General features: G+C 63.9%; 16 protein-coding genes. 4 read left to right on the top strand and 12 right to left on the bottom strand.

Annotation, left to right across the window (positions count from 1 at the left end):
• Positions 1-36: 36 nt before the first annotated feature.
• Positions 37-1,248, top strand: coding sequence for a PilT/PilU family type 4a pilus ATPase (locus PVA39_RS08075; protein WP_274123633.1), 1,212 nt, complete (start codon positions 37-39; stop codon positions 1,246-1,248).
• A 103-nt stretch (positions 1,249-1,351) separates the two neighbouring features.
• Positions 1,352-1,951: a DJ-1/PfpI family protein gene (locus tag PVA39_RS08070; protein ID WP_274123632.1), complete on the top strand. Its 600-nt coding sequence runs from the start codon at positions 1,352-1,354 to the stop codon at positions 1,949-1,951.
• A 4-nt stretch (positions 1,952-1,955) separates the two neighbouring features.
• On the opposite strand, the gene PVA39_RS08065 is transcribed toward PVA39_RS08070, so the two are convergent.
• From PVA39_RS08065 to alaC, 8 genes are all read right to left on the bottom strand, one after another.
• Positions 1,956-2,474, bottom strand: coding sequence for a thioredoxin family protein (locus tag PVA39_RS08065; RefSeq protein WP_274123631.1), 519 nt, complete (start codon positions 2,472-2,474; stop codon positions 1,956-1,958).
• Positions 2,475-2,758: 284 nt separating this feature from the next.
• Positions 2,759-3,475, bottom strand: coding sequence for a substrate-binding periplasmic protein (locus PVA39_RS08060; protein ID WP_274123630.1), 717 nt, complete (start codon positions 3,473-3,475; stop codon positions 2,759-2,761).
• 144 nt (positions 3,476-3,619) lie between these two features.
• Positions 3,620-5,575, bottom strand: coding sequence for an acetoacetate--CoA ligase (locus PVA39_RS08055; protein WP_274123628.1), 1,956 nt, complete (start codon positions 5,573-5,575; stop codon positions 3,620-3,622).
• A 12-nt stretch (positions 5,576-5,587) separates the two neighbouring features.
• Positions 5,588-6,934: a short-chain fatty acid transporter gene (locus PVA39_RS08050; protein WP_274123627.1), complete on the bottom strand. Its 1,347-nt coding sequence runs from the start codon at positions 6,932-6,934 to the stop codon at positions 5,588-5,590.
• Positions 6,935-6,997: 63 nt separating this feature from the next.
• Positions 6,998-7,768, bottom strand: a complete 771-nt coding sequence (locus PVA39_RS08045) for a 3-hydroxybutyrate dehydrogenase (protein WP_274123626.1) — start codon at positions 7,766-7,768, stop codon at positions 6,998-7,000.
• Between the two features lie 43 nt (positions 7,769-7,811).
• A complete protein-coding gene (locus tag PVA39_RS08040) occupies positions 7,812-9,203 on the bottom strand; it encodes a GntP family permease (RefSeq protein ID WP_274123625.1) in 1,392 nt (463 codons plus the stop codon).
• A 289-nt stretch (positions 9,204-9,492) separates the two neighbouring features.
• On the bottom strand, positions 9,493-10,893 hold the full coding sequence (locus PVA39_RS08035) for a sigma-54 interaction domain-containing protein (RefSeq protein ID WP_274123624.1): 1,401 nt from the start codon (positions 10,891-10,893) through the stop codon (positions 9,493-9,495).
• 72 nt (positions 10,894-10,965) lie between these two features.
• Positions 10,966-12,210, bottom strand: a complete 1,245-nt coding sequence (gene alaC / locus PVA39_RS08030) for an alanine transaminase (RefSeq protein WP_013791540.1) — start codon at positions 12,208-12,210, stop codon at positions 10,966-10,968.
• Positions 12,211-12,445: 235 nt separating this feature from the next.
• On the opposite strand from alaC, the gene ampC reads away from it, so the two are divergent.
• Entirely contained in the window at positions 12,446-13,609 is a 1,164-nt protein-coding gene (ampC, locus tag PVA39_RS08025) for a class C beta-lactamase (RefSeq protein WP_274123623.1), read from the top strand.
• Positions 13,610-13,612: 3 nt separating this feature from the next.
• Here ampC and PVA39_RS08020 read toward each other — a convergent pair whose 3' ends face one another.
• Both PVA39_RS08020 and acnB read right to left on the bottom strand, forming a co-directional pair.
• On the bottom strand, positions 13,613-14,962 hold the full coding sequence (locus tag PVA39_RS08020) for a pyridoxal phosphate-dependent decarboxylase family protein (RefSeq protein ID WP_274123622.1): 1,350 nt from the start codon (positions 14,960-14,962) through the stop codon (positions 13,613-13,615).
• A gap of 271 nt (positions 14,963-15,233) precedes the next feature.
• Entirely contained in the window at positions 15,234-17,843 is a 2,610-nt protein-coding gene (acnB, locus tag PVA39_RS08015) for a bifunctional aconitate hydratase 2/2-methylisocitrate dehydratase (protein WP_274123811.1), read from the bottom strand.
• Positions 17,844-18,239: 396 nt separating this feature from the next.
• On the opposite strand from acnB, the gene PVA39_RS08010 reads away from it, so the two are divergent.
• A complete protein-coding gene (locus PVA39_RS08010; protein WP_274123621.1) occupies positions 18,240-18,716 on the top strand; it encodes a DUF1289 domain-containing protein in 477 nt (158 codons plus the stop codon).
• 71 nt (positions 18,717-18,787) lie between these two features.
• Here PVA39_RS08010 and ppnP read toward each other — a convergent pair whose 3' ends face one another.
• Together ppnP and PVA39_RS08000 are read right to left on the bottom strand one after the other, a co-directional pair.
• On the bottom strand, positions 18,788-19,069 hold the full coding sequence (gene ppnP / locus PVA39_RS08005) for a pyrimidine/purine nucleoside phosphorylase (RefSeq protein ID WP_013791535.1): 282 nt from the start codon (positions 19,067-19,069) through the stop codon (positions 18,788-18,790).
• A 61-nt stretch (positions 19,070-19,130) separates the two neighbouring features.
• Positions 19,131-19,694, bottom strand: a complete 564-nt coding sequence (locus PVA39_RS08000; RefSeq protein ID WP_274123620.1) for an exonuclease domain-containing protein — start codon at positions 19,692-19,694, stop codon at positions 19,131-19,133.
• Between the last annotated feature and the right edge of the window lie 78 nt (positions 19,695-19,772).

Raw genomic sequence — 19,772 nt, 5'->3', positions numbered from 1 at the left:
CTAACGTAATAGCTTCAGTCGACGGGAACGCTGCTCATGGATCTCCACGCAATGCTGAAAATCCTTTCCAGCCAGGACGGCTCGGACCTGTACCTGTCGACCGGTGCGCCGCCCTGCGCCAAGTTCAACGGCGTGCTCAAGGCCCTGAGCAGCGAGCCGCTGAAGGCCGGCGCCGTGGCGGAAATCGCTGATGCGGTGATGGATAGCGCCCAGCGCGAAGAGTTCGAGCGCGAGCTGGAGATGAACCTGGCGATCTCGCTCAATGGCGTCGGGCGTTTTCGCATCAACATCTTCAAGCAGCGCAACGAGGTGTCCATCGTCGCGCGCAACATCAAGCTCGACATTCCGCGTTTCGAGGATCTGAAACTGCCCGAAGTGCTGCTCAAGACGGTGATGGAGAAACGCGGGCTGGTGCTGTTCGTAGGCGGTACGGGGTCGGGCAAATCGACCTCGCTGGCCGCGCTGATCGACTACCGCAATCGCAACAGCGGCGGCCACATCATCACTATCGAAGATCCGGTGGAATACGTGCACCGGCACAAGAAATCGATCATCAACCAGCGCGAAGTCGGTGTGGACACCCGCAGCTTCCACGCGGCGCTGAAGAACACCCTGCGCCAGGCGCCGGACGTGATTCTGATCGGCGAGATCCGCGACCGGGAAACCATGGAGCATGCCCTGGCCTTCGCCGACACCGGTCACTTGGCGATTTCCACACTGCACGCCAACAACGCCAACCAGGCGCTGGATCGCATCATCAATTTCTTCCCCGAAGACCGTCGCCCGCAGCTGCTCAACGACCTGGGCAACAACCTCAAAGCCTTCGTGTCTCAGCGCCTGGTCAAGACCGTCGATGGCAAGCGCCGCGCCGCCGTCGAGGTGCTGCTGGGCACGCCGACCATCCGTGACCTGATCAAACGTAACGAGTTTTCCGAGATCAAGGAGATCATGGAAAAGTCCAAGAACCTCGGCATGCAGACCTTCGATCAGGCGCTGATCGACCTGGTCAACGAGGGCGCCATCGACGAGGAGGAGGCGGTAAAGAACGCCGACTCGGCCAACAACGTGCGCCTCAAGCTAAAGCTATACCGCGAAACGTCCACGACGCCGGCACCCGCTGCGGCGCCGGTGGCACCAGCGGCCAGCGCACCCAAGGTCGCCGCCCCGGCCGATTGGGGGCTGGAACTCAAGCTGGAAGAGATCGAGCAGGACACGCCTCCCGAAGACCCGGGCCGTCAGGGCATCTGAGTTCGCCTCTGACTGTACCGGCAAGATGGCGCTGCGCTGTGCGTGGCGTCTATGGGGCGAGCCCCTTAGATTGGCGGCTCAACCCATTTGCCGGGAGAAGGCTATGCGCGTGGCGGTTCTGACATTCGATGGTTTCAATGAGCTCGACTCGTTCGTTGCCAGTGCGCTGTTCAATCGTCTGCGCGAGCATGGCTGGCAGGCGGCGATCACCTGCCCGAGTGCGGAGGTCAGCTCCATGAACGGCGTGCGTATCCACGCTCAGCAGCCGCTGGAGTATGCCCGAGAGGCAGACGTGGTGCTGTTTGGCAGCGGCATCAAGACCCGTGAGATCGCAACAGACGCCGGCACTCTTGAGCGCCTGCAGCTCAACCCGCAGCGCCAACTGATCGGTGCCCAGTGCTCGGGCACCTTGCTGATGGCCCGCCTGGGGTTGTTGCAGGGCATGCCGGCCTGCACGGACCTCACCACAAAGCCCTGGGTTATCGACGCAGGCCTCGAGGTGCTTGACCAACCTTTCTTCGCTCGCGGCAATCTGGCTACCGCCGGCGGCTGCCTGTCGGCGCCGTATCTGGCGGCTTGGGCCATCGCCCGGCTGGCGGGCGAGCAGGCCTGTGCCGAGGTGCTGCATTACGTGGCGCCGGTGGGTGAGAAGCAGGCGTTTGTCGACCGTGCCATGGGTGTGATCCGGCCCTATCTGCCGTAACGAGTCAGCACTGTGGGTGAGTTTCGTGGGCTTCGATGATCGCCAGCACTTCAGTAATCGTGCTTTGCAGATAACGCCCGGCGCGGTAGTCGATCTTGGCTGCCTCACCGCCGTCGACTACCGCCTGGGGCTGTTCGACGAAACGGCCGATGGGTTCGAACCCATCGTCGAGTACCAGCACCAGCGGAATCGAGATACGCTCCAGTTCCAGTTGCGCTTTCAACGCGTGCTCGGCGCGGGCCTTGGAGATAATCGCCAAGCTCACTTTGGGCTGCAGACGCTGTAGGTGGTCCATCGCCGCGAGATTCAACTGGCAGTCCGGGCACCACATTTCGCCGGCGGCGAGCAGGTGGTAGCGGCCCTGAATGGCGGCCAGGCGTTGATGGATTTTGCCGCTCAGGGTGTCGGCCTGGCCGAGCAGCGCCTGGGCGGTTCGTACTGTCTCGATTTCGGCTGGCAGACCGCGGCTGGCGAAGGCATCGAAGCATTCACCGATGGCGATAAGGTCCCGATAGCTGGGCATGGGGTGTTCCTGTGAAGCGGTACAGCATTCCAGCAGTAAAGCCCGAGTGGGGCAACTGCCTTATAGGCTGTTCACGATCCTTATGCGTTTGAAGCGGCAACTACAAGGCAGAAGCTGCCGTTCATTCGTGGGAGAGGCTTTAGCCTCGAGCTCTTTATTTACCTTGATAAAAACTCGCGGCTAAAACCGCTCCCACAAGGTCGCACACGTCCGTTCCCGGCCCTTAGCGGCAAAAATCGGCGAGCCTAGGCTCAAGATTATGAACAGATTTTTAGAGGTGGCCTTTAGCGGTTGGGCACATAGTGTTCGATGATGCGCTGCAGGCTGCCATCGGCGCGCATGCCCTCCAGCGCGTCATGGACCGATTTGACCAGCTGTGGGTCGCACTGCAGGGAGCAGGCAATGAACATGTCTTGGGGCGCGAGCAGGGCGCTCATGGCCAGGGCCGGGCCGTCATCCCACTGGTGGCGGCCCTCCAGGTCGGTGGTGAACCAGGCGTCCACCCTGCCACGTCTGACCAGCTGAATCGGCCGGTCGCCGAGCTTCAGAGCATACAGTTGTTCACGGGTGAAACCGGCGCGCCTGAGGATTTCTTCCTGGGCAGAACCCAGGCCAACGGCCACCATGCGGTAGCGCTGACGTGCCTCTTCGAGGCTGGCAACCGAATCGTCGAGGGTGAAGAAGGCGCGGTACAGCGGCTGGATATTGACCACCCAGGTGTAGAGGCCCTCGCGTTCCGTGGTTCTGGACAGGGGCACGATCAACGCATCACGCAGTTCCTGGGTGCGTTTCTGCGCCCTTGGCCAGGGCATGTTCTGCACCGCCACGCGATAACCGGCGCGCTGCAACGCCATGATGGCGGCATCACCGGTGATGCCATGGCCATCCTCGCCTTGCAACGCCAAGGGCGGGGCATCCGGCATGAACAGCTGGATGGTGCGTGGTTCGGCGGCTGCCGAGCAGCAAAGCAGCAATGGCAACAGGCAGGTGAGAAGGCGCAACGTGGGCATTCCTTGGCGTTATGCCATGAGTATAGGAACTGCCCGGCGAGATATCTGTGAACCGCTGATTATTAGCGAGCAAAAGCGACGAGCTGCCGTCGGTGGTAGGCCATCGCCCAGGTGGTGAACCCGGGCGATGGGGGATCACTGCTGCAGTTGCGGCAGGTTGCGGAACAGCTCCAGCGCCTGTGGGTTGGCCAGGGCATCGGTATTCTTCACCGGCTTGCCGTGCACCACGTTGCGCACCGCCAATTCGACGATCTTGCCGCTGATGGTGCGTGGAATGTCGGCCACCGCAACGATGCGCGCCGGCACGTGACGCAGCGTGGTGTTGGCGCGGATCACCTGGCAGATCTGTTTCTGCAGCGCTTCGTCGAGCGTTACGCCGTCGCGCAGGCGCACGAACAGCACCACGCGCACGTCGCCGTCCCACTCCTGGCCGATGGCGATGGATTCGAGCACTTGCTCGACCTTTTCCACCTGGCGGTAGATCTCGGCGGTACCGATGCGCACGCCACCGGGGTTGAGCACGGCGTCGGAGCGGCCATGGATGATCAGCCCGCCGGTAGGCGTTTGTTCTGCGTAGTCACCGTGGGCCCAGACGCCGGGAAAGGTCTCGAAGTAGGCGCTGCGGAATTTCTCGCCGTCGGCGTCGTTCCAGAAACTCACCGGCATGGAGGTGAAGTGCCTGGCGCAGACCAGCTCGCCTTTTTCGCCGATCACCGCCTTGCCGGCGTCGTCCCACACCTGCACGTCCATGCCCAGGCCCTTGCACTGGATTTCGCCGCGGTACACCGGCGAAACCGGGTTGCCAAGGGCGAAGCAGGAGACGATGTCGGTGCCGCCGGAAATGGACGAGAGGCAGACATCAGTCTTGATGTCGCGGTACACGTAATCGAAGCTTTCGTGGGCCAGGGGTGAGCCGGTAGAGAGGATCGCCTTGAGGCGGCTCAGTTCATGAGTTTTGCGCGGCTTGGCACCGGCCTTCTCCAGGGCGGCGATGAACTTGGCGCTGGTGCCGAACACGCTGATGTCTTCGGCGTCGATCAGGTCGATCAGTCGCGTGGGTTCGGGGTGGAACGGCGAGCCGTCGTACAGCACCAGGGTGGCGCCCAGGGCCAGGCCGGAAACCAGCCAGTTCCACATCATCCAGCCGCAGGTTGTGTAGTAGAACAGGGTGTCCTCGGCCGTCACGTCGCTGTGCAGGCCGAGCTCCTTGACGTGTTGCAGCAGCGTGCCGCCGGCGCCATGGACGATGCACTTGGGCACGCCGGTGGTGCCGCTGGAGTAGAGGATGTACAGCGGCTGCTCGAAGGGCACGGCGATGAACTGCGGCTCGCCCTCGGCCTGGTAGAAGTCGTCCCAGCAGGCGACCGTCGCCTGGGTCCTGAAATCGTCGGCTTTGCAGCCGGTGTTGGCGTAAGGCACCACCACCAGCTGCTGCAGCGTCGGCAGGTGGGTGAGGATTTCGTTGAGCTTGTCGGTCAGGTCGAGGTTCTTGCCGGCATAGCGATAGCCGGCGCAGGCGATCAGCACCTTGGGTTCGATCTGTCCGAACCGGTCGATCACGCCTTGAGTGCCGAAGTCCGGCGAGCAGCTCGACCAGGTGGCGCCGAGGCTCGCGGTGGCGAGCATGCCGACCAGGGTTTGCCAGGTATTGGGCATGAACGCCGCGACCCGGTCGCCAATGCCCACGCCAGCCGCACGCAAGCTGCGCTGCAAGCCGGCGACATGGGTGGCCAGTTGCGCGTAGCTGAGTTGCTCGCGGCTGCCGTCTTCGCCGATGGCGACGATGGCCGGGTGGTCGTCACGACGGCGCAGCAAATGTTCGGCGAAATTCAGCGTAGCGCCCGGGAACCAATGGGCGCTGGGCATCGCCGGTCCTTCTTCGAGCACCGCCCGCGGCGCCTGGTCGAAGCGCACGTCGAAGACCTCGACGATGGCCTGCCAGAACGCCTCTCGCTCGCTCACGCTCCAGGCGTGCAGCGCCGGGTAGTCAGCCAGGTCCAGGCCGTGGCGCTGGTTGATGAAGCGGCGAAAGCCATCCATGCGGGTGGTGGCGACGCGAGAAGCGGAGGGTGTCCAGAGTGGTGTGTTCATCAATACATCCAGTCAGGCGAGAAAATAGAAGCAGCCGGCAATAACCAGGCCGGAGTAGATCAGGGCGATTAGGCAGTAGCCCATGATGTCGCGGGCGCCCAGGCCGACGATGCCGAGCAGCGGCAGCGCCCAGAAGGGCTGAATCATGTTGGTCCAGGCGTCGCCCCAGGCGATGGCCATGGCGGTGACTGCCGGCTCGACGCCCAATGCCTGCCCGGCGGGCAGCATGATCGGGCCCTGCACGGCCCACTGGCCGCCGCCCGAGGGCACGAAGACGTTGACCACCCCGGCGCTGAGAAACGCCAGCAGGGGGAAGCTCTGCGCCGATGAACCATCGATGAACAGCTGGCTGATCTGCCCAGCCAGCGAGACGCCGCCCGCACTGGCGCCAGTCATCATGCCCATGATGCCGGCATAGAAGGGAAACAGCAGCACGATGCCGCCGATACCGCGCACGCTGATGTCCACCGCGCGCATGTAGCGTTCCGGGCTGCCGTGCAGCAGCAGGCCGAGAAACAGGAACAGACCGATCACGGTGTTCAGGTCCAGCGCCAGGCCCTTGTCCATGAAGTGGCCTACGTAGAACAACGCGGCCATGGCCACCAGGGCCAGGCCCAGCAGGCGGCTGTCGTCCAGGCGCTGGGCCGGGGTCTCGCGCTCGGGCACTTCGGCCTGGGGCTCACGCAGCAGCTCGGGGTCGGCCACCTTGGTCTGCGCAGGCGCCGGGTGCATGGCGCGGTTGAGCAGCGGCAGGCCGACCACCAGAAAAGCGATGATGGTCAGGTTGAGGGGGGTGAACAGGGTCAGCGCTACGCCGATCGGTGCATCGATCACGCCGCCGCTGACCTTGGCCACATCGGGGCCGCCTCCGGCCAGGGCCAAAGGAATGGAGCCGGACAGGCCGCCGTGCCAGACCAGAAAACCCGAATAAGCCGAAGCCACCAGCAGTGGATAATCCACGCCCTTGACCTGACGGGCCAGGGCGCGGGCCATCACCGCGCCGATCACCAGGCCGAAGCCCCAGTTGATCCAGCAGCCGGCCAGGGCGATCAGGCTGACCGTCACGATGGCCTGGGTAGGCGTGCGCGGAATGGCCGCCAGCCGGTCCAGCAGGCGCCGCACCGGCGGCGCACTGGCCAGCGCATGGCCCGTGACGAACACCAGAGCCATCTGCATGGCGAAAGCCAGCAAGGCCCAGAAACCGACGTTCCAGTGGCGCACCATGGCCGGCAGGCTCTGCTCGGTGCTGTACATGGCCAGCGCCAGAACGAACAGGGTGAGCAGGGCGGAAAACACGAACGACGAGGGCAGGTAGCGCTGGACCAGCTGCACGCTCCAATGGGTGATTCGATTGAACATCGGGTGACCTCTTATTGTTGTTGTGCGGCGCCTGCTGGCGCCGATTCCTGCAGTCTATCGCGATTACTGGGCCAACCAGCCGCCATCCATGTTCCAGGCCGCGCCGCGCACTTGAGCAGCGGCGTCGCTGCACAGGAACAACGCCAGCTCACCGAGCTGCCGGGGTGTGACGAACTCCAGCGAGGGCTGTTTTTCGGCCAGCAGATTGCGCCGTTCACCCTCGCTGTCACCGCTTTCGGCGGCGCGCGCATCGATCTGCGCCTGCACCAGGGGCGTCAGCACCCAGCCGGGGCAGATGGCGTTGCAAGTGATACCGGTGGTGGCGGTTTCCAGTGCCACCGATTTGCTCAAACCGACCAGCCCATGCTTTGCCGCCACGTAGGCGCTCTTGCCGGCAGAGGCGGCCAGGCCATGGGCCGAGGCGATATTGATGATGCGCCCCCAATTGCGCTGACGCATGCCAGGCAGCACCAGGCGGGTGGTGTGGAAGGCCGAGGACAGGTTGATGGCGATGATCGCGTCCCAGCGTTCGGGGGCGAAATCCTCCACCGGCGAGACGTGCTGGATGCCGGCGTTGTTGACCAGAATGTCGATGGCGCCGAACTCGCGTTCGGCGTAGGCGATCATCGCCTCGATCTGCTCCGGGTCGCTCATGTCCGCGGTGTGGTGAAGCACCTTGCCGCCAGATGCGGCCACGCTGTCGATGGCCGCCTGGGCGTCGCCGAAACCGTTGAGCAGCAGATCGGCGCCGGCCTCGGCCAGCACCTGGGCGATACCCAGGCCGATGCCGCTGGTGGAGCCGGTGACCAGTGCGGTCTTGCCTTTGAGGTTCATAACAACTCCTTGGGTGCGCAGCGAGGCGCACCTGTCACGAAAACTAGACGATGCCAGTGGTGTAGAAGACGCCAATCACGAAGAACACCGCCAGGGTCTTGATCAGGGTGATGCCGAAAATATCCTTATAAGCCTCGCGATGGGTCAGCCCGGTGACCGCCAGCAGGGTGATCACCGCGCCGTTGTGGGGCAGGGTGTCCATGCCGCCGCTGGCCATGGAGGCGACGCGGTGCATGACTTCCAGCGGAATGTTGGCGGCGTTGGCCGCGGCGATGAAGGTGTCGGACATGGCCGCCAGGGCGATGCTCATGCCACCCGAGGCCGAGCCGGTGATGCCGGCCAGCAAGGTGACCGTCACCGCCTCGTTGACCAGCGGATCGGGGATGCCCTTGAGCGCATCGGCAAGGATCAGGAAGCCCGGCAGCGAGGCGATCACCGCACCAAAGCCGTATTCCGATGCAGTGTTCATCGCTGCCAGCAGCGAGCCGCCGACAGCGCTCTTGGTGCCTTCGGCGAGCTTTTCGCGGATCACCCCGAAGGCGCTGACCAGCACCATCAGGATGCCCAGCAGCAGCGCGGCCTGTACGGCCCAGATGGCGGTGAGCTTGCTGACGTCGGTTTGCAGCGGCGCGGCCATACCGGCCAGTTGCAAGCTGTGAGTCGGCCCGTAGACCTGGGGAATCCAGTGAGTGAACAACAGGTTGGCCACGCCCACCAGGATCAGCGGCGCGATGGCCAGCCAGGGGCTTGGCAGTTTGATGTCATCCGGGGTTTCCGGCTCGTTGCGCAGCTCGGTGCCGTAGCCTTCGCCAGCGCGCACCGCCTTGTTCAACTGGCGGCGCAGATAGAGCATGCCCATACCCAGCACGAACAGGCTGCCGATCAGGCCCAGCCAGGGCGCGGCCCAGGCGGTGGTATTGAAGAAGGTGGTGGGGATGATGTTCTGGATCTGCGGGGTGCCGGGCAGGGCGTCCATGGTGAAGCTGAACGCGCCGAGGGCGATGGTCGCCGGAATCAGCCGCTTGGGAATGTTGCTCTGGCGGAACATCTCGGCGGCGAACGGGTAGACCGCGAACACCACGACGAACAGCGATACGCCACCGTAGGTGAGCAGGGCGCACACCAGCACGATCACCAGCATCGCCTGGCCTGTGCCCAGCAGGTGAATGGCGGCGGCGACGATCGAGCGCGAGAAGCCGGACAGCTCGATCAGCTTGCCGAACACGGCGCCGAGCAGGAACACCGGGAAGTAGAGCTTGATGAAACCGACCATCTTTTCCATGAACACCCCGGTGAACGCGGGCGCCACGGCGCTGGGATCGGTGAGCAGTACCGCGCCGAGCGCAGCGATGGGGGCGAAGAGGATGACGCTGTAGCCCCGGTAGGCAGCCAGCATCAGTAAAGCCAGTGCAGCGAGGGCGATGATGACACTCATCGACGATCTCCTGACCCTGCAACGCGGCGAATCGACAGGCTGCCGTTAGCCTTCGAGTAACTCGCTCAGGCGCTGTGGGCGCTTTTGTTTTTGTTGTCGGCGGCGGGTGAGCCCGCAGCCTGGCTATAGCGAGTTCTGTGCCATATTTTTAAGCGATTGAATCTGAAGGGTTTTATTTTATTCCTGGCCTCGCGCCGTGGCGCTCGTCCCAAATTTGGGACGATGATGGAGGATTGCCCCTTCCAGCATGGCCTGTGCGCCAATCCCGAAAGTGGGATGCGTCCCGGAATCAGGACGAGAGACCCAACTCAAGCATCTTTCGGTACAGGGTTGAGCGCCCCAAGCCCAGGCGCTGCGCGGCTTGCGGCACATCGCCGGTGGTGGCGGCCAGCGCCTTGCGGATCAACTCGCGTTCGAAGTTGGCGCGGGCCTGATGGAAGTCTTCGACTTCATCGGTTTGCGCAACGATGTCCTGCGTCTCGGGCAAAGGATGCAAGGTGCCGATCGCGGTGGCGACCGCCTTGCAGTCGAGCACGCTGTCATCGCTGAGCAGGCAGGCCCGTTCCAGCACGTTGTGCAGCTCACGCACGTTGCCCGGCCAGGCATGGCGACCGAGCAGGGCCATGGCCTCGGGGTGCAGTTCGTGACGGCCCTGCAGCGCATCGAAGATCGCCTCGCACAGCGCCGGCAAATCCTCCAGGCGCTCGCGCAATGGCGGCACGGCGAGGGTCAGCACGTTGAGCCGGTAATACAGGTCGGCGCGAAAGGTGCCCTTGCGCACCGCCGCTTCCAGGTCGATGGAGGTGGCGGCAATCAGCCGAACGTCGCTGCGCAGCACCTCGTTGGAGCCCACCGGCTCGAACTCCTTTTCCTGCAGCACCCGCAAGAGTTTGCTTTGCAAGGGCAGCGGCATGTCACCTATCTCGTCGAGAAACAGCGTGCCGCCATGGGCGATCTGCAGCTTGCCGGCGCGGCCCTTGCGGTCGGCACCGGTGAAGGCGCCCGGCGCGGTGCCGAAGAACTCGGCTTCCAGCAGGGTTTCCGGGATCGCCGCCGTGTTCAGGCTGACGAAGGGCTTGCTGGCTCGCGGCGAGGCATTGTGAATGGCGTGGGCCAGCAGCTCCTTGCCGGTACCCGTCTCGCCCAGCAGCAACACCGCCGAGTCGCTGGTCGCGCTGCGCCGCGCCAGGCGCTTGACCTCCAGGCTGCGGGCGCTGGTACCGATGAACTGGGCGAAGCTGTATTTCGCCTGACGCGACTTGAGCTGCGAGCGGGTCGAGGCCAGCTCCTGCTGCATGCGCTGATAGCGGGCCAGCAGCGGTGACAGCGATTGCAGTTCGTCGAACAGGGCGAAGCCGATGGCGCCGATCACCTGGCCGGCGTCGTCATGGATGGGCAGGCGCATGACCACCAGCGGTTCGCGGGGCGTGTCCATCATGTCCAGCAGGATCGGCCGGCCGCTGTTCACCACATCGCGCAACAGGCTGCCGGGGATCACGCTTTCGCACGGGCGGCCGATGGCTTCGCTGGCGCTTTGCAGGCCGAAGCGCTGGGCGTAGCGCTCGTTCATCCAGACGATATGGGCGTCGCGGTCGACGATGATGGTGCCTTCGCTGGATTGCTCGAAGATCTCGAACAGCGAACGGATGGCCGACTGGCGAATGTGGGGGTAGTTGCCGAGGTCCTGCATAGCGCGCTCGTCTGCGGGGTGAGCGGCGATCATAACGCGGCGCGGCACCCTTGCGGTGCCGCGCCGTGGCGGTCAACCTGCTTCGCTGGCCTTGCGCGATGTTTTCGCGGCAGGCGCGTCGATCAGCCCGTCGGCGCGGAACATAGCCTTGATGCCGCGCACCGCCTGGCGGATACGATCCTGGTTCTCGATCAGCGCGAAGCGTACGTGATCGTCACCATAGTCACCGAAGCCGATGCCCGGCGACACGCAGACCTTGGCCTCGGCCAGCAGCTTCTTGGCGAATTCCAGGGAGCCGAGATGGGCATAGGCATCGGGAATCTTCGCCCACACGTACATCGAGGCTTTGGGATTCTCGACCATCCAGCCCAGCTCGTGCAGGCCCTTGACCAGCACGTTGCGGCGCTGGCGGTATTGTTCGGCGATGTCGCGCACGCATTGCTGGTCGCCTTCCAGCGCGGCGATGGCCGCGACCTGCAGCGGGGTGAAGGTGCCGTAGTCGTGGTAGCTCTTGATCCGCGCCAGGGCGCCGACCAGCTCCGGGTTGCCGACCATGAAGCCGATCCGCCAGCCGGCCATGTTGTAGCTCTTGGACAGGGTGAAGAACTCCACGGCGATGTCCTTGGCGCCCGGCACCTGCATGATCGACGGGGCTTTCCAACCGTCGTAGACGATGTCGGCGTAGGCCAGGTCGTGGATCACCAGCACGTTGTACTGCTTGGCCAGGGCCACCACGCGCTCGAAGAAGTCCAGTTCCACGCACTGCGCGGTCGGGTTGGATGGAAAGCCGAGGATCATCATCTTCGGCTTGGGGATGCTCTCGCGGATCGCCCGTTCCAGCTCGATGAAGAAATCCACGCCCGGCACCAGCGGCACCGAACGCACCTGGGCGCCAGCGATCACTGCGCCGTAGATGTGGATCGGGTAGCTGGGGTTGGGCACCAGCACCGTGTCGCCGTGATCCAGGGTGGCCAGCATCAGGTGCGCCAGGCCTTCCTTGGAGCCGATGGTGACGATGGCTTCGCTTTCCGGGTCGATGTCGACCTCGTAGCGATCCTTGTACCAGTGCGAAATGGCCCGGCGCAGGCGCGGAATACCGCGGGAAGTGGAGTAACCATGGGTGTCTTCTCGCTGGGCGACCTGCACCAGCTTTTCCACGATGTGCGGCGGTGTGGCGCCATCGGGGTTGCCCATGCTCAGGTCGATGATGTCCTCGCCACGGCGGCGGGCGGCCATCTTCAGTTCAGCGGTGATGTTGAAAACGTAAGGGGGGAGACGATCGATGCGCGCAAAGCGGCGCGAAGCCTGGTCAGCCATGCTTTCCTCGAGAGACGTAAGCGCCCGGAACCGTCCGAGCGACGTTGGCCACATGGGGTGGCCTGGCCGGACAATAAGGCCCGGCGAGGGCTTTGTCGAGTGCCTGCAAGCGCTTTTCCCGCAGTGCCTGCTGGCCGCCTCGAACGATATGCTTGGCCGCGACTCGAATCCTGACCCATCCTCCAGGCAGCGCTCGTTCCGCTGCCGCCCTACAACAAGATAGAGAACATACCCGATGACTCACCGCACTATCGCCCTGGGCCTGCTGGCCGCCGGCCTCACCGTGACGCTGCCGGCCGCGGCCATGACCGAGCAGCAGTTTCGAGCCGAGGCCGACACGCTCTTCACGCCATTGATGGCCGAGTACGACATCCCTGGCCTCGCAGTGGGCGTGACCTGGCAAGGCAAGCACTACGTGTTCACCAAGGGGCTGGCGAACCGTGAGGCGGCCAGGGCGGTTTCCCGCGAGACGCTGTTCGAGCTGGGCTCGCTGAGCAAGACCTTCAACGTCACCCTGGCGGCGCTGGCTCAGCAGCGCTCGCTGCTGTCGCTCGATGACCCGCTCGCTGCCCGCATGCCGTTGCTGCAGGGAAGCTCCGCAGGTGAGCTGAGCCTAATTGATCTGGCCACCCACCAGAGCAGCGGCATGCCCTTGCAGGTGCCGGATCAGGTCAAGGATGACAACGGCCTGCTGAACTGGCTGCGGCAATGGAAACCGACCACGGGCGCCGGTCATGAGCGCTCCTATTCCAATGTCAGCATCGGCCTGCTCGGGCGGGTGTCCGCCCAGGCGTTCGGCGAGGCCTATGCCAAGGCGCTGCATGATCAGGTGCTCGTTCCGCTAGCGCTGAACCATACCCATGTTCAGGTGCCAGCGGCGCAGATGCCGAATTACGCCTACGGCTATGCGCGGCAGAACAACAAGGCCATTCGCGTCAGCCCTGGCGTGCTGGATGCCGAGGCTTATGGCCTGAAGTCCAACATCGACGACATGTTGCGTTTCGTCGATATCAACCTGGGCGAAACCCGGGCACCGGCGCCACTGGCTGCCGCGATCAAGACGACGCACCAGGGCGTGACCCGCACCGAGCGCTTCACCCAGGCGATGGTGTGGGAGCGATACCCATGGCCCGTTTCCCGCGAGCAACTGCTGGCGGGCAACGCGCCGTCGATGGCTGTTGAAGCGCAACCGGCTACCCGTCTGCCCGAGCCTGAAACGAGCGAGCAGGGCGTGCTGTTCGGCAAGACCGGTTCGACCAACGGCTTTGGCGGTTACGCCGCCTTCGTGCCGGACGAGCGCATCGGCGTGGTGCTGCTGGCCAACCGCAACGTGCCGCTCGAGGCCCGGGTCGATGCGTCCTTCAAGCTGCTGCAGCAGGTCTTGAAAGCTGACCGTTGAGATTCAGGCGTCTTTCAGGCGTAGGAGCAGGGCGATCAAGGCGTCGATATCGGCGTCCGTGGTGCGCCAGGAACTGACGCTCAGGCGAAAGGCCGGCTGCCCCTGCCAGACGGTTGACCCGAACCAGGCTTCGCCAGACGCCTGGGCGGCCTTGAGAATCGCGGCGGTCTGTTCGTCCGAGTCGGCGCGTACCAGTACCTGGTTGAGGCGCACCCGGTTGAGCACCTGGTAGCCGCCGGCACGAAGCGCCTCGGCGAGGTGCCCGGCCTGGCGGATGTGCCGGTCGATCATCTCGGCCAGGCCATCGCGGCCCAGGTTGGCCAGCGCTGCCCAGATCGCGACGCCCCTCGCGCGGCGCGAGAACTCCAGGGTCAGGTTCTTTTGCGAGTCCTTCGAGGCCATGGCGTAGGCGGCGTCGCTGTTCATCGCGGCGGCCAGGGCGTCACCGTCACGGCAGATGGCCATGGCGCTGTCGTAGGGGGTGTTCAGCCACTTGTGGCCATCGGTGGTCCAGCTGTCCGCCAGCTCCACGCCGTCGGCCAGCCCGGCCGAGGACGACGCCCGTGCCCACAGCCCAAAGGCGCCATCGACGTGCACCCAGGCGCCGGCGGCCTTGGCCCTGGGGATCAGTTCGGCGAAGCGGTCGAACTCGCCGGTATTGACCTCGCCAGCCTGCAGAATCAGCACGGTGCGTTCGTCCAGTTCGGGAAGCCGGGCCGGATCGATGCGGCCGTGCTGATCCACCGGAGCCAGAAGCAGCCGGCGCATGCCGAAACCCAGCACGCGCAGCGCCTTCTTCACGGTGATATGGGCTGTTTCGGAAATCACCACACGAATTTCCGGGGCGCCGGTCAAGCCGTCCTGATCGAAATCCCAACCCTGCCTGGCCAGCAACGTGCGACGTGCGGCTGCCAGGCAGGCGAGGGTGCAGGCAGTGGCGCTGGTGCCGAAGCCGACGGCACTTTCGCCTGGCAGGCCGAGTGCCTCGCAGACCCAGCGGGCGGCGACCTTTTCCAGTTTGTCGGCGATGGGCGAGCCGTCCGCGGATGACGCGCACTGATCCCAGGCCAGCACCATCCGTTCGGCGGCTGCGGCGGCAGGCAGGGTGGCGCCGATCACGAAGCCGAAATAGCGCGGCCCGTTGCTGGTGACGGTGGCGGGGGAACCGAGTTCATCGAGTGCGTGCAGCACTTGTCCGGCATCCTGCCCCGTGGTTGGCAGGGGCTGGTCGAAGGCATCCAGGGCGGCGATGGCGCTCTCAACGGGATAGACCCGGCGCTGCTCGAGCGAGTCGTTATAGGCGATGGCGCGGCGGTCGGCGTCGTTCAGCAGGGCGTGTTCGGCAGTGCGCATTGGGTGGGTCTCGGCAGTTAGCGGCGATGTGCAACCCTAACCGAGGGCCATGGCGACCTGTCAGATACAGCCCACGGCTGCTTGTCCGCTACAGCGAAGCGGCCAGCACAGCTGTATCCGGTACAGTTCGCGGCAATTCTCGGGCGAACGGTGTCTTCGTGGGGAGGGGGCCAGGGATCCGCGACAGCTTGTGAAGGGCTCGCGGCTGAAGTGCGAAGAAGCATAAAAAAGCCCCGCACTGGGCGGGGCTCCTTTGGACGCGGGTGACGCCTTAGGCTTGAACGACCGGGATGTTCGCGCTGGCCGCGGCTTCGCGGAACTCGGCGATCTGGTCGAAGCTCAGGTAGCGGTAAACGTCGGCAGCCATGCTGTCGATGTTCTTCGCGTACTCCATGTACTCCTCGACGGTCGGCAGCTTGCCGATGATCGAGGCGACAGCGGCCAGTTCGGCCGATGCCAGGTACACGTTGGCGCCATCGCCCAGACGGTTCGGGAAGTTACGCGTCGAGGTCGATACCACGGTGGAGTTCGCCGCCACACGTGCCTGGTTACCCATGCACAGCGAGCAACCCGGCATTTCCATGCGTGCACCGGCCTTGCCGTAGATGCCGTAGTAGCCTTCTTCGGTCAGCTGGTGAGCGTCCATCTTGGTCGGCGGCGACAGCCACAGACGGGTCGGGATGGAACCCTTGACCTTGTCGAGCAGCTTGCCGGCAGCGCGGAAGTGACCGATGTTGGTCATGCAGGAACCGATGAACACTTCGTCGATCTTCTCGCCCTGAACGGTCGACAGCAGACGCGCGTCGTCCGGGTCGTTCGGCGCACAGAGCACAGGCTCCTTGACGTCGGCCAGGTCGATTTCGATGATTTCGGCGTACTCGGCATCGGCGTCGGCGGACAGCAGTTCCGGGTTGGCCAGCCAGGCTTCCATGGCCTGAGCGCGACGCTCCATGGTGCGTGCATCGCCGTAGCCTTCGCTGATCATCCAGCGCAGCAGGGTGATGTTCGACTTCAGGTACTCGGCGATGGCCTTTTCCGGCAGCTTGATGGTGCAACCGGCAGCGGAGCGCTCGGCCGAGGCGTCGGAGAGTTCAAACGCCTGCTCGACGGTCAGCTCGTCCAGGCCTTCGATTTCCAGGATGCGGCCGGAGAAGGCGTTCTTCTTGCCTTTCTTCTCGACGGTCAGCAGGCCCTTCTGGATGGCGTAGTAAGGGATGGCATGAACCAGGTCACGCAGGGTGATGCCAGGCTGCAGCTTGCCCTTGAAACGAACCAGGATCGACTCGGGCATGTCCAGCGGCATGACGCCGGTGGCAGCGGCGAAGGCGACCAGGCCGGAACCGGCCGGGAAGCTGATGCCGATCGGGAAACGAGTGTGCGAGTCGCCACCGGTGCCGACGGTGTCGGGCAGCAGCATGCGGTTCAGCCAGCTGTGGATGATGCCGTCGCCAGGACGCAGGGACACGCCGCCACGGGTGCGGATGAAATCCGGCAGGGTGTGGTGGGTGGTGACGTCGATCGGCTTCGGATAGGCCGCGGTGTGGCAGAACGACTGCATGACCAGGTCAGCGGAGAAGCCCAGGCATGCCAGGTCTTTCAGCTCGTCGCGGGTCATCGGGCCTGTGGTGTCCTGGGAGCCGACGGTGGTCATCTTCGGTTCGCAGTAGGTGCCCGGACGAACGCCTTTGCCTTCCGGCAGGCCGCAGGCCTTGCCGACCATCTTCTGCGCCAGGGTGTAGCCCTTGCCAGTGTCGACCGGCGCTTCCGGCAGTGCGAACAGGTCGGTCGGGCCCATGCCCAGCTCGGCACGTGCCTTGTCGGTCAGGCCACGGCCGACAATCAGCGGAATACGGCCGCCAGCGCGAACTTCATCGAGCAGAACCGGCGTCTTCAGTTCGAAGGTGGTGATAACTTCGTCGGTGCCGTGCTTGCAGACCTTGCCAGCGTGCGGGTAGACGTCGATCACGTCGCCCATTTCGATGTTCGACACGTCGAACTCGATCGGCAGGGCGCCGGCATCTTCCATGGTGTTGTAGAAGATCGGAGCGATCTTGGAGCCGAAGCAGAAGCCACCGGCGCGCTTGTTCGGCACATAAGGAATGTCGTCGCCGAAGAACCACAGCACCGAGTTGGTGGCGGACTTACGCGAGGAACCGGTACCGACCACGTCACCGACGTAGGCGACCGGGAAACCTTTGGCGCGTACTTCTTCGATCTGCTTCAGCGGGCCGATGGCGCCAGGCTGCTCGGGAACGATGCCGTCGCGGGCCATTTTCAGCATGGCCAGAGCGTGCAGCGGGATGTCAGGGCGCGACCAGGCGTCCGGAGCCGGCGACAGGTCGTCGGTGTTGGTTTCGCCCGGTACCTTGAAGACGCTCAGGCTGTACTTCTCGGCAATCGCCGGACGCTTGGTGAACCACTCACCGGCAGCCCAAGATTCCAGCACGGCCTTGGCATTGGCGTTATCGGCCTTGGCTTTTTCTGCCACGTCGTGGAAGGCGTCGAACATCAGCAGGGTGTGCTTGAGCTGTTCGGCGGCAATGGCGCCCAGTTCGGCGCTATCGAGCAGCTCGACCAGGGTGGCGATATTGTAGCCGCCCTGCATGGTGCCGAGCAGTTCGGTGGCGCGCTTTTTGTCGAGCAGTGGGGAAGTGGCTTCACCTTTGGCGATGGCGGACAGGAAGCCGGCCTTCACGTAAGCCGCTTCGTCGACGCCTGGCGGCACGCGATTGGTGATCAGATCGAGGAGGAATTCTTCTTCGCCGGCCGGCGGGTTCTTCAGCAGGTCGACGAGACCGGCAGTTTGTTCGGCGTTTAGCGGCTGGGGCACGATACCCTGGGCGGCACGCTCTGCTACGTGTTTGCGGTAGGCTTCAAGCACAGTTATTACCCTCATCAGTGGTCCCAAATGGGAAGTCCGGGACGCATGCAGGAATGCATCAAACACATCCGTCGCGCAGCCTCATGGGCTGAGCACGATGGTTTCGATACTTCCATCCGGAAGCTGCTTTCAAAGTTTTACGCCTGCAGAACGGGGTCTGATGAGGGCTGGCATGGCCTGAGGGTGACCACGCCAACTATCGTGCTGCAGGATCGACTGTGCTCGTGACGCTTTGAAAACAGCTTCCAACGGACATTGGCGCCTTTCGCAAGGCGCGCTGATTCTAGCCGAATCTTCTGGCGAAGTTAAGTGAAAGACCCATCGGCCTCTGGGGTGATCCCTATTAGACAAAGGGCTAAGATGCACGCCTTATTGTTCTGTGTGTCGATTCAACGCATGCCCAATCAACGTATCAAGACGCCTTGCATAGGCCTTTGCTCCACGGTTTTCGGCGATACTGTATGCCGCGGCTGCAAGCGCTTCCATCATGAGGTGATCAACTGGAATGGCTACAGCGACGAGGAAAAACAGTCGGTGTGGACGCGCCTGGAAATGTTGCTGGTGCAGGTGATGACCGCCAAGCTTGAGGTGTTCGATGAGGCTTTGCTACTCAAGCAACTGCAGCAGCGACAGATTCGCTTCCTGCCCCAGCAATCACCTTATTGCTGGGCTTATCAGTTGCTGGCCCGCGGCGCCCGGGTGATCACCCAGCTGGAAGCTTACGGCATCGTACTTCTGCCGGAATTTCGCGACTGGGAGCTACCAGACCTGCGTGACGCCATCGACCGCGAATTCTTCCTGCTCTCCGAAGCGCATTTCGAGCGCTATATAGCGCCGCGTTTTCTCAAGGAAGGTATGGAGTTGCGCGTCTGAGTGGATAGCCCGACGGATAGATGCAAAAAAGCCCGGCACTTGGCCGGGCTTTTTTCATGCCGCGAGACCTGTCAGCGGTATTCGCACAGGTAGGCGGTGTCCTGCTCGACCTTGAGCTGGAACTTGCTGTCTGCCGGCACGGTGAAGCGGCTACCGGCAGTGAAGGTTTCCCAGCTGTCGCTGCCAGGCAGTTTGACGGTCAGGGCGCCTGCGATCACGTGCATGACCTCCAGTTGGCTGGTGCCAAACTCGTATTCGCCTGCTGCCATCACGCCAATCGTGGCCGGGCCTTCTGCCATGCCGAACGCGATGGATTTGACGGTACCGTCGAAATACTCGTTGACCTTGAACATGTGCATCCTCGTGAGCGGCAGAATAAAGGGCTGGCAAGTATGCCCAAGGCGTTCGGCGGCGTCACGTATTGCGCGTGCTGCCGCGTTCGGTGATCACCAGAGGCAGCAGGCGGGCGGTATTGCGCGCGTCATTGAGGGCGCGATGCTGCTGGCCAGTGAAACTGATGCCTGCCAGTTGCAGCGCCGCATTCAGCCCGACCGGCCGTGCCAATTGGCGGGCCTTGGCGAATCGCTGTTTCAGATTCATGTGTGGCAGGGTTTGCAGGTGGCTGGCCAGGTCGTGCTGGTGCCAGTCCTGCTCCAGTTGCTGGCGATCGTAGTCGCCCCAGCTGCACCAGCCTCGTAGACGTGCGTGGTAGGGATCCAGCCAGCGCTCGAATTGCGGCCACAGCACTGGCAGCGTGACGGCGCTGTCCACATCCGCCTGGCTGATATGGGTCAGCTGTCGGCAGAACCGGGTCAGCTTGGGGCGACGCAGCGGGCGCACGAAGCGCTGAAAATGATCGATTTCGTGTCCGCCGGCGTCCACCAGGCTGGCACCGATCTCGATGATCTCCATATGTTCGACTGGCCAGCCGCCTTCTTCGGTCGTGGCCTCTAGGTCGATGACCAGCCAGTACGCCATTGCCTCTCCTTGCCTGCTGCCGTTCGCTTCACCTTGCTCAGACCGACAGGTGGTGCGATTCGTGCCATTACTAAATGC

It is taken from the genome of Pseudomonas sp. CNPSo 3701, assembly GCF_028674975.1.
GTDB lineage: Bacteria > Pseudomonadota > Gammaproteobacteria > Pseudomonadales > Pseudomonadaceae > Aquipseudomonas > Aquipseudomonas straminea.
Note: the sequence above shows the minus strand (reverse complement) of the source record. Positions and strands in the feature narration are given on the sequence as shown.